Below are 17118 nucleotides of genomic sequence, written 5' to 3' on the forward strand. Positions count from 1 at the left end.
TACCTCGACACACCCGTAGCAAGCCGCCTGTCTATTTTAAAACGGCACTACTTTTTCGGCATAAAAGCCCATGGACCGGGAAAGAATGAGGATTTTAAAATGAACTCAGGGTTTACTCATCAACTTAAAGCAGAAATAACTAACAACAACCTGCCCCAGACCGATGTCAGTAGCATTTTTAACTCGGTGTTCAACGTCCAACTGGCGACGTCACCAGAGACTATTAACGAAGTTTTCGAGCTGCGCTACCAGGTTTATTGCATCGACCGCCCATTCGAGGACCCAAATTGCTTCGCGGATAAACGCGAACATGATGATTATGATCCCCGATCTACACACGCTCTGATTCGTCACAAAATGACAGGCGACAGCGTTGCTGCCGTTCGCCTCGTTATGGCCGGCGAAAATCCCGAACAGGCCGATTTTCCCATGGAAGGCCCCTGTTTTCACCGTATGGACCAGGCCGCACAGGAAGCACTTGCAGAGGCGCCCCGCCAACAGATCGCAGAAATATCACGAATGGCGGTCAGCCGGGAGTTTCGTCGGCGACTCACGGAGGAGAAATCAGTCTCCGGCATCAGTGCGCCCGCATACTACAGCGATTCGGAAAATGGCAAACGCGCCATGCCCTATATCAGCCTCGGGCTTTTTTGCGCAATTCTCCAGATGTCGGTCAAACACGGCATAACCCACTGGATGGCCGTCATGGAACCTGCACAGCTGCGCCTGTTAAAGCGGTTTGGTGTGGAGTTCGATCACGTGGGGCCCGTAATGGAATATCACGGCAGCCGCCGTCCGGCCTTCACCGAAGCCGCATCGCTGATTGAAGGCATGAGGAATCGCCGGCCGGATGTGTGGTCTCTGGTTACTGACGGTGGACGGTATTTGCCGCCAAAACCTGACACCGACTACAAGCTAAACGCCAGACAGGTTGCGTAATTTCATCCTGCATCATTAAAAAAGCCCCGCCTCTTAGCGGGGCTTTTTTACATTATGCCTTTGCTGCTTTTCTTCTACGTGACAGACCAAGGCCAGCGAGACCCATACCCAGCAGAGCCAAAGTGCCTGGCTCAGGTACCATCTCTACGGCTGTAATGCGGAACTTAGTCTGGAAGTTGGTAACAGCATTCTCTGCCGTCACAAGCCCCACACAGCCGTTTGGAGCACCCGCTGCTGCGCAGCTATCGTTACCCAAGGCCGTCAGGTTAGCCAGGTTCAGAAACAACGAGTAGGTGTAGCCGCTATAATCGAACTCGGATTTGAATTCATAGCTGCCATCCAAAAGGAGATCAGCACCGCTCACGTCCGCAATGGTGAAAATGTCAGCACAGGGAGCGCCGATTGGCTCGACACATGCTCCACCATTAGGTGTTTCTGTGAAGAAGCTCGCAAACGTCGTATCGGCCGCTGGAAGCGAAGGAGCTGCGGGGCTGAATGGAGTCAATGTGAGGGTAGAAATCAAGTCAAAGCTGCTCAACGCTGTGCCCGCAGCGGGAAGAACGTTATTGGTATGGGTGAATACCCCACCATTTACGTAACCTCCATCAGTGATTAAACCGCTTGGCGCACTGGCGCTCGAAATCCCGACAGATGATTGAGGTCCCGCCCCAACGCCCCACGAGAGAAGATTAGTGCCTTCGCCGGAAACAGAGCCGGTTCCGCCAGTGTCAGAAATGTTATCGAACACACTTTCGACGTTAAAGCCCCAATCGGTAACCAAAGCAGCGCTGGCTGACTGCGCACCTAATGCAAAAGGTATGACTAGGGATGATAAAAGCGTTCTTTTTAAGGATTTGTTCATTGTGTTCTCTCCTTGAAGGTGGACGCTGACAGCTGAAACTCAGATCAGTCGATCAACGCTGAGGAGTAAACAGCATCATCCATGCCACGTGGTTAAAATGGTTACCTATCAACAACGTAAAATAATGTTAAATCGAAAATTAACGGATACGTAGGTAAAAGTGTAAACATCTTCGACGTTAAAGAAATGTATATACCCCGCCTTGAGCGGCATGTTCTTTTTAGTGGTGCATTCAAAAGGGCACGTCAGAACGAAAACGAACTAAAATACTGTTCATTACTCATTCCAGGATTAATAACTTACTTTAACGGCTGATTAAGCCCAGCGGGCGTAAATTATGCTGACGCCCCAAGGGTAACGATTGGGCTTATCTCAAAGCTCCTATCTCTGTTAAGACAGTTACCTGAAAATTGTCAGCTCCCTAAATTGGAGACTCTAAAAAATGTCGCTTTATGTTACTGCGGAGGCGAACTATCCTAGGCAGCAAACAGGGAGTTAGGCAGTAGGAAGAGCTATGGAAAAAATATCCATCCGATTAGAAGCAAAAAACGGCATCAAACGCGTTTCTGAACCAGTAGGGCTTGGTATTCCTCTGCCCAAGGGGGCCATACAAACGCCTCACCAGCTTTCACTTATGGACGACCAGCAACCTGTCTGTGCTCAGCTTGAACCTCTGGCTCACTGGCCAGACGGCAGCATCCGGTGGGTTCATGCCAGTTTTTTGATCAGCCTGGATGCCGGCAGTGCAAAAGAGTTAAACCTTGCCAAAACAGAGCTACCCTCCTCCCCTGACCCAGAACCCTATTTTAATCAGACGCTTGACGGCCTTGTGGTACAAACACCCGTTGGCTCCGTCTATTTAAAGCCCGACACCCTAGCGTGGCGCTTCAATAGTACCGGTAGTGAAAGTTTTTACTCGAAAGTAACTCTGCGTGATGAAACGGGCGCACCCTGCTCTGCAAAAGCAGATTCCACGTGGGAAATTGCAAAGAAAGGCCCCGTCTTCGTCACCGCCCGTATAAAAGGCCAATGGCAAACGCAGAATAACGACCTGTTGGCACAATTCGATTGTGAACTTCGTATTTTCCTGGAAACCGGTCTCATTCAGGTAGAACTCACAACCCATAACCCCAAACGTGCGCGACATTCCGGCGGTTTGTGGGACCTGGGAGATGCGGGTTCAGTGTACTTTCAGGAACTTGCCGTCGAAACAACGCTGTCAGCTGAGATTCTGGCCCAGGTAACTCCCCAGGCGACCGATAAAACCTCTGACGTATTTCATCTGCCGGAGTTCAACCTCTACCAGGATTCCAGCGGAGGCAGGAACTGGCAAAGCCGCAACCATATAAACCGCAATGGTGAAGTGAGCACTCAATTCTGTGGATACAGGCTATCAAGCCCCGACAGTCTGGTACATGAAGGCAAACGTGCTGATCCACTGGTTAGCATTGATTATGATGGCGGGCATCTGGCATTGGCTATACCAGACTTCTGGCAGAATTTTCCAACGAGTATCCGCAAAGAAGAAAACACGCTAACAATCGGGCTGTTCCCGAAAGATGCAAAGAATGCCTATGAGTTACAGGGTGGAGAACAGAAAACTCTGCACTTCCTGATGGATCACAATGCCAGTAATAGCATCCCTGCAACTGCCTATGCACCGCTTGTACCTGTGCTTACTCCCGAATGCTATGAGCAGGCAGACGTTTTCCCCTGGTTCAAAGCCAATGTTCATCCGGGGGTAATTGATGAACTCATAGCGGAAGGGCTAGACGGCGACTCTAACTTTTTCGCGAAAAGAGAGGTTATTGACGAATTTGGCTGGCGAAATTTTGGCGATATTTTCGCGGACCATGAATCTCTTTACCAAGCTGAAGGCGAGCTACCCTTCATATCTCACTACAATAACCAGTACGACCCACTGTATGGTTTCGCAAGGCAATTTGCCCTCACCGGCGATAAGCGCTGGTTTCGCTTGATGGATGATCTGGCACGGCACGTGACAGATATAGATATCTACCATACTGAAGAAGACAGAAGCGAATACAACAACGGGCTTTTCTGGCATACAGACCACTACCTTGATGCCTATACCGCAACACATCGAACGTTTTCGAGGTTCAACGATTCCAGCTCAACCCCCGGACAAACCGGCGGTGGCCCAGCTGAAGAGCATTGTTATTCAACGGGCCTCCTCTACCATCATTACCTCACAGGGAATGAAAAGTCCCGCCAGGCCGTGTTTGAGCTTGCTCGTTGGATGACAGCACTTCATGAAGGCCAAGGCGGCTTTCTTGAACAGATGCTTGCCTTGAAGAAACGCGAAGTTCCCGCCTTGAAAAAGATTATTCGTGGTGAAACCGTATCAACCCATAGATATGGCTTCAATCGCGGTACCGGCAATTACCTCAATACCCTCCTGGATGCCTGGATTCTCGATGAGAAGGAATCATGGCTTCAACAGGCCGAAGCAGTTATCCGGAAAACAATCCACCCTCTGGATGTGATAGAAAACCGGGATTTGCTCGATGTTGAAAACAGGTGGTCTTATCTCGTACTCCTTGCGGCTCTTTTTCGCTATCTCTATTTAAAACTTCAGATCGGTAGTTACGACGAGCAATACGACTACACTAAAGAATCGGTGCTACGTTACACCCATTGGATGCTTAGCAATGAGCGCCCGTTTATGGAGGACAAGAGTCAGCTTGAATTTCCGAATGACACCTGGGTAGCCCAGGACGTACGAAAAGCCATGCTTATGTTCCAGGCCTCTGAACTCGACCACGAAAACGCCGAGCAGTATCGGAAACAGGGCCAGAAGTGGTTGCAGGAGCATACTGAAACACTTAAACACAGCAAAGAGCGTCATTTTTCCAGAATACTCATCATTCTGATGCAGAATTACGGCCCTCAATTAGCAGCCTCTTCAAGCGACTCAACGAATAATCCTGCTGCGCCGGCACAACACCATTGGACGCCTCCGGTTCTCACATGGAGACTACTCTTCTCACGCATTGGCGGGCGGGCACTTCGGGCCCTGGTTACATTTCGGCCCTCCCGCGAAAAGAGCTGGTTAAACACGCGACTGGACCGACACTGAACATGCGCCATACATTAAAAAGAACCATCAAAAACCTCTTTCTTTTACTGGCCGTGCCATTCTATGGCCTGTACCTGCTTCTCAGTTTGCTGGGCAACCCGGACGGTACATTCCAGACCTTCTCTCAATTACTCAGTCTGATTCCAGGGAAAACCGGAATTTACCTTCGGGCGGCATTTTACCGGCTCGCCTGCCCGGAAACCTCAGACGACATTCTCGTAGGATTTCTGACCGTCTTTTCCCACCGCGATACGTCTATCCACAAAGGGGTGTACATCGGCCCTCAATGCAATATTGGAAAATGTACCATTGGAGAGAACACACTCCTGGGTAGTGGTGTGCACATACTGAGCGGTAACGAGCAGCATAACTTTAGCGACTCCCAAACGCCCATTCAGCAACAGGGAGGCAAATATACGAAAGTTAAAATTGGCGAGGATTGCTGGATTGGAAACTGCGCCATAGTAATGGCCGATGTTAGTGACAAATCTATAGTTGCTGCGGGATCTGTATTGACTCGGCCCATAGCGGAATTCGGGGTTATTTGGGGCGGAAACCCAGCTGCCAGAATCAGCTCAAGAACTAAGGAAAGTAACAAATGTTGAAGCCAAACTCATTTCTGGTGACCATTGGAACTAGTGATCATAAACGCTCTGAATCAACGGGCCCTCGTTCTCTGGCTTTACTTCAGGTGGAGGGTGCCAACCCTTTCTATATCCGTCACCAACTCGGGGAATCCGGAGACTTCAAACTGTTCTTTGGTGAAAGAAAGGACAGCGAAACTGTTAACTTCAACTCCCCGGTCAACGGTACATCTGTAACCTACTCGGTCGCCAACCAAAAAGTGATTGTAAGGACAGATCTGGCCGGCGCGGAACCTGTCTACTACCGCGTTAGTGATTCTACAATCAAGCTATCCAACCGCCTGGACAACCTGATCGAAACCAATGATCAGCCGGACTGGGATGCCATTCACTGCTACCTTGCATTTGGCTATACATTGAGGGAAACCACCTTTTTAAAACGCATTCGGCAGACACTTCCTAACCAAAAAATGGAGGTAAGTGCAGACACCCTGGATATTACAACACAGTTGTCCGATGAGACTACGCGCATACCAAACGGGGAAACGCTGCCTGAGAATGGGAAAAAATTTGCTGAAATGCTGAGCAGCATCATGCAAACCTATAAGCCCATGGCTTTGATGATGTCAGCAGGGTGGGATTCCAGAACGCTTTTAGCTCCGCGACACTCACCGATAACGGCTGCCTATACCCATGGGGATATCTCCAGTCGCGAAAGCACCATTGCAAAAAAACTATCAGGTACTTTGCGGACGGATCATTATTTTAAAGATGTCAAAGGGATGGTAATAAATACAGATTTGCTCGATGAAATGCTTGCACTTCATGGCCACTGCCTTTGGCCAATATGGCACCTGTCCAGCAAACTTATATCGGACAAGTTTTTCCTACCCATCACCAGTGGGGTTATAGGTGCACGGTTAGGAGGCCACAATGGCTTCCCCACCGTTGGAAGCCGCTTCCAGAAAACTTTTAATTCGTTACACCTGATTAGTCCGAAAATAGTTTCAAAAGAAAAGATAATTAACGACATTAAGAAAAGTATGACGGCACCCGAGCAGTTCTGGTTTACCAGCGAAAAGGGTCAGCGACTATTTAGTAAAACGGCTACAAGCATAACTAAAAGTCTCCATGGCACACTCGATAATTACTTGGAAACGACTGACGACTTTTCCTTTGCAATCGAGAAGTTCAACTATGACCATGTAAGCCGCCAGTACATGATGAAGCAGCCGAGTATGGCTAAACCGTTTCAGGGTTACTACTCGCCTCTTAGCCATCCGGATCTACTAAAACTGGCCTACAATACTCCTTTCAAACAACGGATCCAAAACAGATTAACCCAAAGCGTAATTTCTGAGCTAAATGCTGACCTATTAGAATTCCCCATGGCCGCTACTTTGGCAAAAGCGAAGCGCCCCATAGTCATTCAAGAGCTATCAAGAGTTCTACGAATAGTTTTTGAAAAGACATTCTTCAAGTTAAAGAGAAATCGCCCTAACCTTGGATGGTTTAACTACGAACATCTTTATACTGGAAATTTTTTCAAAACCACTACAGATTCGCTAAAATCCGACATCTGGTCTAAAGAACGGATGATAAAGACAATAGCTTCGAATCAAAAAAATGGCATAGATGCCGGATCTACAATGGATATGGTCTGCAAGATTAAAACCGTAGATTACTATCTAACCGCGAGCAGAAAAAATACGGAAAATGGGGATGCAATTCACGATGAAAATCGCTGAAAAAATTTACTTCCGCAGCCCCACTCTGCTTCAAAATCTGCTGATATCCGCTTATGGATACAAGCTTTATCAAAAGCGATACAAAGGCTTATATCATGAGCTGCGCAAAGAGCTTGAAGACATCAAGGGATTCAGCACACCAGAAACAAAAGCATTTCAGGACGAGCGTCTGCACCAGATGGTGACCTATTGCGCAAGCCAGGTCCCCTACTATCAGAAACTCTTCGCCGAGTACGGGGTACGCTCAAACGACATTACCGCGATAGAAGACCTGCAAAAAATACCCGTCCTGAACAAGCAGACGATACTGGAACAGAGTCATAATTTTCGACCAAAAGAGCCGATAAAACCTTTTATGGTTCAGCATACAAGCGGCAGCACTGGTACACCGCTGGCACTCGATGTTGATGAACGCACTTACAAACTGGCTATGGCGTTACTGGTGGATCATGAAGAAGCTCATGGTATTCCCTTTGGCGCTAAACGAGCCACCTTCGCAGGAAGAATGCTCAAACCCGCTGACGACATGAATCCACCTTTTTCGCGCTTTAACCGGGCGGAAAACCAGAGACTTTTTTCCAGCTACCACATTAACGAACATACGTTTCCCCACTATAAGAAGGAGCTGGACAGGTTTCAGCCTCAAGAACTTATCGGCTATCCATCAGCAATCTATGATCTTGCGACCCATTATCAAAGATCCAGTTCAACGCCAGGCTTTCAAGCAAAGGCAATCATTACCAACTCCGAGACGCTCCTTCAATGGCAGCGGCAAAAAATTGAATCCGTGTTCGGCTGCAGGATTTTTGACTACTACGGAACCGCCGAATACGTGATATTTGCAGGCCAGGACGAGACAGGAATCTATAAGCCGAACCCGATAATAGGCATTACAGAGGTTGAAGCAGGTGCCGATTCCGTCGATACGGGCAGATTACTTGCGACCACTTTGGCCAACAAACAAATGCCATTGCTCAGGTACAACCTTGGCGACACGGCAACCTTATCAGATCCAACCTTACCAACCACCGGCACACCGGGGCTGAAATCTGTCAACGGGAGGGTCGACGATTACATTGAAACCAGCGATGGGCGACTAATAGGACGTATTGACCATATTTTTAAAGGTGTTGATGGCATTCAGGAGGCGCAGGTTGTTCAAAAACAGCCTGGCTCTGCCACCATCAGGCTAGTGAAAGATTCAATGGCTGTCTTTAATGAAAGCATCCTTGTTTCCAACTGCAAACAAAGACTTGGAGACGACTTTCGCGTTACTGTTGAGCATGTACAAAAAATTCCACGTGGTCGTAATGGGAAATTCCGCTCGGTGATTAAAGAAACATGAATGAACTAACGAAAACAGAGACCTCTTCGCCCTATTTTTCAATAGTGATACCGGCCTATAACGAAGAAGAACACATCGGCTCATGCCTTAAGTCTATTCTGGAGTCCAACTACGACAGCAATGGGTATGAGGTTATCGTTGTCGACAACGGATCTCAAGACCGGACTCGTGAAATTGCTCTTAACACCGGCCAGGTAAAGGTACTTGAGCTCCCGGAGGGAAATGTTGGGGCTGTACGGAATTACGGTGCGACTATGGCCCTTGGTGAGATCCTTGTTTTCATTGACGCTGATTGCCTTTTGGACAAAGACTGGCTAAATAGGGCCGAGCAGTTAATTAAAGAAAAGCCGAACTGTGCGTATGGGGGTGGTATCAGGCTCCCCACGAACGCAACATGGATTGAAAAATTTTGGCTGCTGGAGTACAAAGGCCGACCGAACTTGCCGAAGCATTTAATTGGCGCAAGCACACTCATACCAAAAAAACTCTTTTTCAGCATAAATGGTTTTAATGAGCGAGTATCTTCTGGCGAAGATACCGAGCTACATAACTGCCTGACATTTCAGGGTGCAACTATCATTTTCAACAATTCACTGACAGTCACTCATCTTGGCAATGCCAAAACCTCCATGCAATTTATCAAGCGCCAAATTTGGCATGCAGAATATTACTCGAAAAACACTATTCAATCCATAAAAGATCCCATATTTATAGCAGCACTAACCTTCTTAACATTGCCTACCTTCATTACAGCTCTACTTTTTCTAGGCGAAAGTTCAACCATAATTATCTATTCTATACTATCCTGGCTTCTCATTCCCGCCGTGCTATCTTGCAAGCGAATATTTCGCGCTAAACAATTCGTTATGGGATTAAATGATATATGCAAAATATACTACCTAGATTTTATATACCTGACAGGGCGAAGCTTAGGAATTTTAAAAATAATAGTAAACAGAAAAAAATATAAAAAATAAATTTAAGAATAAATCTCTCAGTGCAATAAAACACCCTCTGGTGGGTTAGGCGCATTTGATTTATGCCCCAAAAGCTCTTCAGGAATCCCGTCCAATACCAGGACGTCATCAATTGCGTACCATTCCTCATAACGGAGATCGTTGTGATACGCCTGAAAATAGTCATTACCTCCGATTCCGATGGTATTCCATTTCACCATGTCGAACCCTTCTCTAACCCAAGGAATCGAGGTGGCATGCAAAATTCGTTTGTTATCTATCCACTGCATCAACTCCCCATCAGCCGCACCAGGCGCACTGTTCATTTTGACGTAAAATGCTACTTTAACCCACTGTTCTTCTGTTCCAAAAACTTGATCCAATGAAACTGGCCCTCCTCCAATTACTCCACCATCTTTAAAATTCGAAAGAAGCGACGTACCCCCATTAACAGCTTGGCCATTTAAAGAGGCAGTAGTATAGGAAAGCGAAACGTCACCCGTTTTAAGAATTTTCGAGGGCAATCCTTTAATATAATCTGCAATATCATTATCACCTCGAGCTAGATATGCTTGAAAATTTCTTAATCCATATCCAGTAGACGCTCCACCAGAAACATCCCAATTAAAGCTCGGTTTGTTTTCATCACCAAAATAATCGAATATTGCTGATTCATCACCATTGAAGTGGTATATACGGAAAATCTTAGACTGACCCAACTGCTCTTCATAATAGGTACGAACCATTTCATTTGAAAAGGTTATCCAAAACTCAACATATAATTCATCATACCCGTTAGGGAAATACTTCAACAAAACACTATCCGAATTGAATTGACTCCACCCCGGGTTATATGACTCCCTCCAGTTGACATGTGATTTCCCCGTTCCCCCTCTTGCCATTTCAGCGTTTTTAGCAAGAATTTCACCAACTGCGTGCCTATCCTCATGACTAGTTGCGGGGGACCAAATTGGACGAGATGTACCAGCGTACCAGTCGCCCGGGACAGAAAGATTGTCCAGTTGGTTCTTAGACTTGTATATTTCGTCCGAAGTCCAGTCCGGCAAATCATTAAAATTTTCGGAAAATATAGTTTCGCTAGCTAATGAAAATGGCGTAAATGCTAAATAAATCATCAGTATAGCTAGTTTTCTTTCGAAAAGAGTAACTACTAGCATGGAATTCCCCCCAATTAAATTTTATAGTACCAAGCATAGTACGAAACTAAAGCATTTAGAGTGATTTATTACAACAGAAAGATAACGGCATGTTAATTTCGTTAGACTATTGTAATGAAACGAATTAGGGAGTTGAAACTAATATTCGTTCAATCGCCAACTCCCTGAAAATTCAGACATATTAACCTATTCTCCAAATTGGGCTCTCTATCTCCTTTAGCTGCAACTCGATCATCCGAGCACGCCAAACCCTTTTGTCCTAAACTTCCGATCGAGAATCCCGGGACTACCTTAAGATTCTCATCGACTAATTGGTTAACGCTTCGTCGAATAGTGACCTCTCCGATCCGGAGGCACACCGCCAATTTGGTATCTTGTGTCCCACGCTAACGCTAAATTGGACATTCACCGTTTGGGTTTAGAAGAATGAAATCTTTGCTTTCTGGTAAACCAACACATCGTTTATGTGTGGCAGACTTACTCAACTATATTAATCCACGGAACGTTAAACCACTATACTGGACCACTACAATGATGGAGATGGAGATCAATGGAATCTCCTTGATGCGAAACCAATCTTCGTAAAATAATGAATAAAAGATGGCTAAGAATTTCAGCCTAACGAAAATATGCCAAGTAACCAAGCGGCTTAAGACGCGAATGAACCGTAAATTAGAAGTCAAAAAACACCCCGCAGGCGCGAAATTTGAGCTTCACCTACGCCAAAGACGATCGCCAATTGAACTGACAACGCTCCTAGGCTATGATTAGAAATCTATATTTAGGACGCTAACATGCTAACAATCCTCGCAAAAATTTTAGTTTGCTACTTAGCAATTTCCTTCTCTATCTATGCAGTAATTGAAGAAAAAGAAAACAATGTTAAGTGATATATTATGGATTTTCACCATAGGCATATGCGCATTATTGGGTCTGCGGTCGCCTTACCTGGCTCTTTATACAGTCATTTTCATTGATATACTCAAGCCTCAAAATCTTAGTTACGGTTTTTTGGCAAACGCATCCTTATCACTACTTCTCACTTCAATTCTAGCATTTTCAATCCTAATAAATATTAAAAAATTAGTTTTACCAAAAAAAATTGGTATAACAATTTTACTTATTTTCTTTGTTTTCTGGATAACTTATACCACATCAATAGCTCAATTTCCGGGCCCGGCCTGGTTTAAATATGACTATGTTATAAAAACGATAGCAATGACCATTGTGATTCCATTTATAATAAATACTCGATTAAAGATGGAAATTGTGGTTTGCGCAATGGTCGTAGGAGTATCCTATTACGTAGTTATTGGTGGTGTCCGAACTGCATTAGGACAAGGTGGTTACGGTATGCCTCTAGTTCCAACTAGATTAGGTGATAGTGAAATTGTTGAAACTAGTACACTGTCTATGATAGCTGTATTCACGATCCCACTTCTTATATATATCAGAAATCATTCGTTGTTTAGGAATAAGATCCGCTTTCTAAAGCATATATGCATTTTTCTGATCGCATGTTGCTTATTGACAATACTTGGAACGTATGCCAGAACGGGATTAATTGGATTATTTATTCTATTTTTTCTTTTCTTTCTCTCTAGCCGACATAAATTAAAGATCGCGGTTGGATCTGTAGTAGCTGCAGCTTGTATTCTTGTATTCGTGTCCGACGATTACTTGTCACGAATGCAAACCCTTGAGAATGCGACTGAAGATTCGTCTGCATTAGGCCGCATCCTGGTTTGGAAATGGACGATTGACTATGTAAAAGATCGCCCTATTACCGGAGGAGGGTTTGACTCCTTTAGAGCAAATACTGGTCAACTTAACCAATACCTGCCGAATTCAACGAACATTGAAATAAAGGAAACAACACCAAAAGCATTTCACAATGTATTTTTCGAAGTATTAGGGGAACAAGGATATATTGGTCTTTTAGTTTATATGCTGCTTATCTACCGGTCATGGTATCTAAACTGGAAACTAAGCCGGGATGAAAATTGCGAAAGTTCGTTGCGAAATCTGGCAACCGTCCTCCATCAAATAATTATAATTTATTGTGTCTGCGGCATGTTCATAGGAGTAGCTTACGCACCATGGATATTTTATTTTATAGGTATATCATCGGCGCTTCAGAATGTTACAGCGGCCTCAAGCGAGGCACCTTCATCATCGCGCGGAAGAAAAAGCTTGTCGAGAACCAAACCACCTAAATAACTCTACTTTAATACTTATTCGGGCGCTTCTTACTGTGGCTAGATTAACAAAACAAATTAGCGATACCTTAAAGACTGCGAATTTAATTGCCATAGTTTTAGTTGTAGCAATTCATTACAATTCCAAACACTACATTGACATAAGCACGGGCTTAGATCTTAACTATTACCTCCAGGAATGGATTACCAACTCATTAGCTCGAGTAGCAGTTCCATTTTTTGGCTTTGCTGCTGGTTTTTTTTATTTTCTAAACTTTTCAAAACTTGGGAACTATTGGCTACAACTAACTAAGCGTTTTTGGTCACTCATTATCCCTTATTTAATAGCAGTTTCTATTGTTTTCTTCCATGATCTAGCATTAGAATTTTATAAATATAGAGCTATTTCAACTTCGCTCTCCCTATTTGGCTATCATTTTCTTCATCCAAACTCGATTCAATTTTGGTTCCTTCGAGACCTAATTATTATTGTACTATTACTCTGCCCAATTCTTCACATATTAATAACCCGGTTTCCTATCTACACCCTCATCCTTATTTTTCTGTCATGGCTAGTTGAATTCCAGGTATTTCCAAAATTAAGCGGTTGGTATTTCGTCAATATAGAGGTACTGTTTTTTTTCTCTATAGGCTGTTTTTTCGCAAAGAATCTAACATCATTTGAAAACCTACTTATAAATATTGATAATCATAAACGCGTTATCATTCCAGTATTTATTTCGCTTTCAATATTACGTGTTATTTTAGCTCCACATTTCTCGGTCTGGTACGGAGTTCATGGAGGTGGCACTGCTACGCTCATTCTCTATAAGACCATAATCCTTTTAGGATTACCGACACTTTATATAGCATCAAAATCTCTTCGAGATAACCAAACTTTAACCTGGCTTTCGTCGTTTTCCTTTTTTATCTTCCTTTATCACATAAAACCGATCAGCACCTTCAGCATTAATATAGCGAGCCTTCTTGTATCTGATTCCTTGTTATTTTATTTAACATTACCCCTATCTATACTTATTTCTGTCGTAGCAGGGTATTCGTTAAAACGGATTGCACCAATCTTATACAGCCGAATAAACGGCGGAAGATAACTTTGATCCAAAAATGGTGTTAGAACACATTTTTAAATTTAAGTCTAAACCTATGAAAACAAATTATTAGAGACAACTTTTCCTAGCTTTATAAATGGCTGCTCCACAAATCGATATGAGATTAACGAAAAGAAATAAGTGATAAACAAAGTTGTGAAGAAAAGGTATGCTAACTTTAGTTTTGGATCATTAATATTAAAAAATCCCATTCCGATCACAAGAAATCCGATGACGAGATTATGATAAAGGTAAGTACTATAAGAGATTTCTCCATAGCGCACTAAAAATTTTTCTAACGTTAAAGGTAATTTTATTTCGGTAAAAGTTGCCAAAAACACTAACGCCACAGCCGAAATTCCAAAAAATACCCACTCACTTGGAATTATAATATATGCTTCAAGAGAGACAATCCCATTCACCATAAGAACATTTAAAATCAGAATCGATAGACTAGTAACTGAGAAAGTCGCAAGGCTAATCCGAAAGTCTAGTTCTTTATAGGCTGAACCAATACAAACCCCAGAACAGAATGTAAAAGCGAAAATAAATACAAGGTTACTGTGCAAATTAACAAGTCCAGATCTATATATTAAATAAACAAAGGCACCAAATATTAGTGGCCCCGCAATTCCTATATGACCCAGCATCAGAATAAGAATAGGAAACATTAGATAATATTGAAACTCAACAGGCAAGCTCCAAAAAGCGTTATTAAACAAACCACTCGGCCCCGTAAAATTGAAGGTAAGAAGTGAATACTGAACAACATCTAAACCGGTGTAATCGGCCGTAAATTGTTTGGCAACCCAAAGATTGGGATCGCTAACATACCATTCTCTAAATATAAATCCTGCAAAAATGTAGATTACTAGCGCTATAAAGTATGCAGGCCAAATCCTAAAAAAGCGTTTAATATAGAATTGAAAGGGTGACTCTATTGAAATCTTCCGGTTACTTAAAAAAAGGGTAACACCACTGAGCGTAAAAAAAAGAGCAACGCCTAATGTACCTAAGTCAAAAACCGAAAGGAGTATATTGTGAGATGGCACATCATGTGGTGTATATTTAACCTCTGCAGCCCGATTAACATGTGAACAAACCACCCAGAAAGCCGCCAACCCGCGCAACCATGTCAATTGCACTAGGTTAATTTTTTCTGTTGCCATCAACCCAACCCTTACGTTGTCGATCACTTAGTACATCCGAAAGCAAGCCTATCCATTTACGATTTGCCGAAGAATTTAGGTGTAAACCATCACCAATATGGAGATTTTCAGGAAGAAAGCCAGTCGGCGCAAGCGCTTTGTAAGTATTAACAATAACTACATTTTTATGACGAACAGACAATCCGGATAGAAGATCATTGATTTTGCGTACTTTTTCGTTAATTACTGAAGCTGAGGCACGAGTGTTTGCCACAGGCAAAACAGTATGTAAGTAAATAGCATCGGAAAATGCAAGCGATTCAACAATTGCTACTATATTATGATAAAGCTTACCAACAGCCACTCCGTTGCTAATATCATTTATACCTATAGCAACGGCGTACTCTGAAAGCCGTGTATGGTTGACACCCTCTCGAACTCTATGCAAGAGGTTGCTTGAATGATCGTGGCCGATCCCGAAATTCTCTAATGAGAAATTTGCACGACTTACAGCAAGTCCGTGTACAAGACTGTCTCCATAGAACGGAATGGCAGTGTCAGGAAGGTCAACAAGCCGCCGAAGCTGGATTATCTCAGTATTTTTGAGAAAATATGTAACCTTTCCATCTCGGTCAGTCCGGCCTTCGAAAACTAGATACGTAAGATATCCTAGCGTGGCCAATATAAGCGAGAGAATCAGAACATTGAACTTAAATGCTCCAGTTAGCACTCATCACCTCTCAAAGTAATAATATTGTATGCTTAACACAGCCCTTTCACTGAATAACTTCGTAACATCACTGTGCATCGGATATGAGCACAAGGTATTCTCGGGCGATTTCCGTCCAATCAAATCGACTTTTTGCATAAGATATTCGCTCAGCAACATTATCTCTATCACGAAAAAATGCCCTGTAATTCGTTAGGGTTGTAAGCCAATTTTCCACATCCATATTCGACATAAGGCACCCCTGAATCTCTTTCTCAATAATGTCTACCGGTCCGGCAGTTCTAGTACTTAGCACCGGCGTACCGAAAAAGAGGGACTCAGCCACTACCATTCCATAGATTTCATAGTCGCTTGGCAAAATCAGTACGTCAGCCTGCTCATAAAGAGAAGGTAACTCTTGCTGGCTCAGCAGACCAATCAGGTGAAGGTTGTTAAGGCTACGTTCCTTTTGGACTACTTCAACATCAACCCTGGAGGGCCCCTCACCCACAATTACAAAATGCTGGTCACCTCTTGCGCTACTCGCCAGTTCGGCAATAAACAAAGGGTTCCTTCGTTGCTCAAGCCTACCCACGTACAAAATAAGCTGTTCACTTGCTCCGATGTTTAGGCGGGCTCTCCAATCCTGATTCTTACCATTATCAAATTTAGAAAAATCCAGCCCTACCGGCACTACATGAGTATTTTCATAGCCCTTTGAATCCAAGAACCTCCTAGCCTCACTGGTCTTGCAAAACGCACCTACTGAATGCTTTCTCAGCATTGGTCGAAAAAACCTGTGGTGAAAAGCTTCGTAGAGAGTCCATCGCCGTCCCGATAAGACACGATACATTCCTTGATATATACCGAAATTCAATCCATGTTTTCGGCAAACTCGAGCTATAAGGTAAGACGAAAAATTTCCTTCTTCGTTTATTTGGACGTAGTCGTATTGTTCTCTACTCAGAAGCCTGCCAACTTTTAGATAAACGGGTTCGTTTAGCACTGGGATCAAGCGAAAGGGAAGCTCAAGCACCCTTATAGCGCCCTTGCTTCCCTCTACAACTTGTTCATTGTATCGGTCAGATGACGACGCCATGATTATATCTACAATGTGTCCGAGATTTTTAAACCCCTTTGCTAAACCCATTTCCTGAGAGTTATATGAAGCTGGATCTTGTGTGGAGGAGTCCGTCCTGAAGATTGCAATTTTCATGAGATTCCTTTCAATCTAACTCAGTG

13 protein-coding genes are annotated in these 17118 nt (G+C 43.8%); 8 read left to right on the forward strand and 5 right to left on the reverse strand.

Annotated features, from left to right (window positions below):
* Window positions 1–99 precede the first annotated feature (99 nt).
* Window positions 100–939, forward strand: coding sequence for a PEP-CTERM/exosortase system-associated acyltransferase (locus Q4606_RS12415; protein WP_303607705.1), 840 nt, complete (start codon window positions 100–102; stop codon window positions 937–939).
* A gap of 52 nt (window positions 940–991) precedes the next feature.
* On the opposite strand, the gene Q4606_RS12420 is transcribed toward Q4606_RS12415, so the two are convergent.
* On the reverse strand, window positions 992–1801 hold the full coding sequence (locus Q4606_RS12420; RefSeq protein ID WP_303607706.1) for a THxN family PEP-CTERM protein: 810 nt from the start codon (window positions 1799–1801) through the stop codon (window positions 992–994).
* A gap of 514 nt (window positions 1802–2315) precedes the next feature.
* On the opposite strand from Q4606_RS12420, the gene Q4606_RS12425 reads away from it, so the two are divergent.
* Genes Q4606_RS12425 through Q4606_RS12445 form a run of 5 tightly spaced genes read left to right on the forward strand, consistent with a single transcriptional unit; the run spans window position 2316 to window position 9555 of the window.
* A complete protein-coding gene (locus Q4606_RS12425) occupies window positions 2316–4901 on the forward strand; it encodes a hypothetical protein (RefSeq protein ID WP_303607707.1) in 2586 nt (861 codons plus the stop codon).
* Between the two features lie 2 nt (window positions 4902–4903).
* Complete coding sequence (locus tag Q4606_RS12430) at window positions 4904–5506, forward strand: DapH/DapD/GlmU-related protein (protein WP_303607708.1); 603 nt, start codon at window positions 4904–4906, stop codon at window positions 5504–5506.
* Window positions 5500–7233 carry a hypothetical protein gene (locus Q4606_RS12435; RefSeq protein ID WP_303607709.1) on the forward strand — a complete coding sequence of 578 codons (1734 nt, stop codon included), beginning with the start codon at window positions 5500–5502 and terminating at the stop codon, window positions 7231–7233. Before Q4606_RS12430 ends, Q4606_RS12435 begins: the two co-directional genes overlap by 7 nt.
* Complete coding sequence (locus Q4606_RS12440; protein WP_303607710.1) at window positions 7208–8578, forward strand: hypothetical protein; 1371 nt, start codon at window positions 7208–7210, stop codon at window positions 8576–8578. Before Q4606_RS12435 ends, Q4606_RS12440 begins: the two co-directional genes overlap by 26 nt.
* Window positions 8575–9555, forward strand: a complete 981-nt coding sequence (locus tag Q4606_RS12445; protein ID WP_303607711.1) for a glycosyltransferase family 2 protein — start codon at window positions 8575–8577, stop codon at window positions 9553–9555. Before Q4606_RS12440 ends, Q4606_RS12445 begins: the two co-directional genes overlap by 4 nt.
* 17 nt (window positions 9556–9572) lie before the next feature.
* On the opposite strand, the gene Q4606_RS12450 is transcribed toward Q4606_RS12445, so the two are convergent.
* Window positions 9573–10712 carry a hypothetical protein gene (locus Q4606_RS12450; RefSeq protein ID WP_303607712.1) on the reverse strand — a complete coding sequence of 380 codons (1140 nt, stop codon included), beginning with the start codon at window positions 10710–10712 and terminating at the stop codon, window positions 9573–9575.
* Between the two features lie 879 nt (window positions 10713–11591).
* Here Q4606_RS12450 and Q4606_RS12455 point away from each other — a divergent pair.
* Together Q4606_RS12455 and Q4606_RS12460 are read left to right on the forward strand one after the other, a co-directional pair.
* The gene (locus Q4606_RS12455) at window positions 11592–12932 is read left to right on the forward strand and encodes a putative O-glycosylation ligase, exosortase A system-associated (protein ID WP_303607713.1); all 1341 of its coding nucleotides are present in this window, start codon (window positions 11592–11594) and stop codon (window positions 12930–12932) included.
* Between the two features lie 34 nt (window positions 12933–12966).
* Window positions 12967–14022, forward strand: a complete 1056-nt coding sequence (locus tag Q4606_RS12460; RefSeq protein WP_303607714.1) for an acyltransferase family protein — start codon at window positions 12967–12969, stop codon at window positions 14020–14022.
* 50 nt (window positions 14023–14072) lie between these two features.
* Here Q4606_RS12460 and Q4606_RS12465 read toward each other — a convergent pair whose 3' ends face one another.
* The 3 genes from Q4606_RS12465 to Q4606_RS12475 form a co-directional block, all read right to left on the reverse strand.
* Window positions 14073–15188: an acyltransferase gene (locus Q4606_RS12465; protein WP_303607715.1), complete on the reverse strand. Its 1116-nt coding sequence runs from the start codon at window positions 15186–15188 to the stop codon at window positions 14073–14075.
* On the reverse strand, window positions 15169–15897 hold the full coding sequence (locus tag Q4606_RS12470; protein ID WP_303607716.1) for a GDSL-type esterase/lipase family protein: 729 nt from the start codon (window positions 15895–15897) through the stop codon (window positions 15169–15171). Before Q4606_RS12470 ends, Q4606_RS12465 begins: the two co-directional genes overlap by 20 nt.
* A 67-nt stretch (window positions 15898–15964) precedes the next feature.
* Window positions 15965–17092 carry a glycosyltransferase gene (locus Q4606_RS12475; RefSeq protein WP_303607717.1) on the reverse strand — a complete coding sequence of 376 codons (1128 nt, stop codon included), beginning with the start codon at window positions 17090–17092 and terminating at the stop codon, window positions 15965–15967.
* Window positions 17093–17118 lie beyond the last annotated feature (26 nt).

Origin of the sequence: Marinobacter sp. 1_MG-2023, assembly GCF_030549045.1 — a bacterium.
Classification (GTDB): domain Bacteria; phylum Pseudomonadota; class Gammaproteobacteria; order Pseudomonadales; family Oleiphilaceae; genus Marinobacter.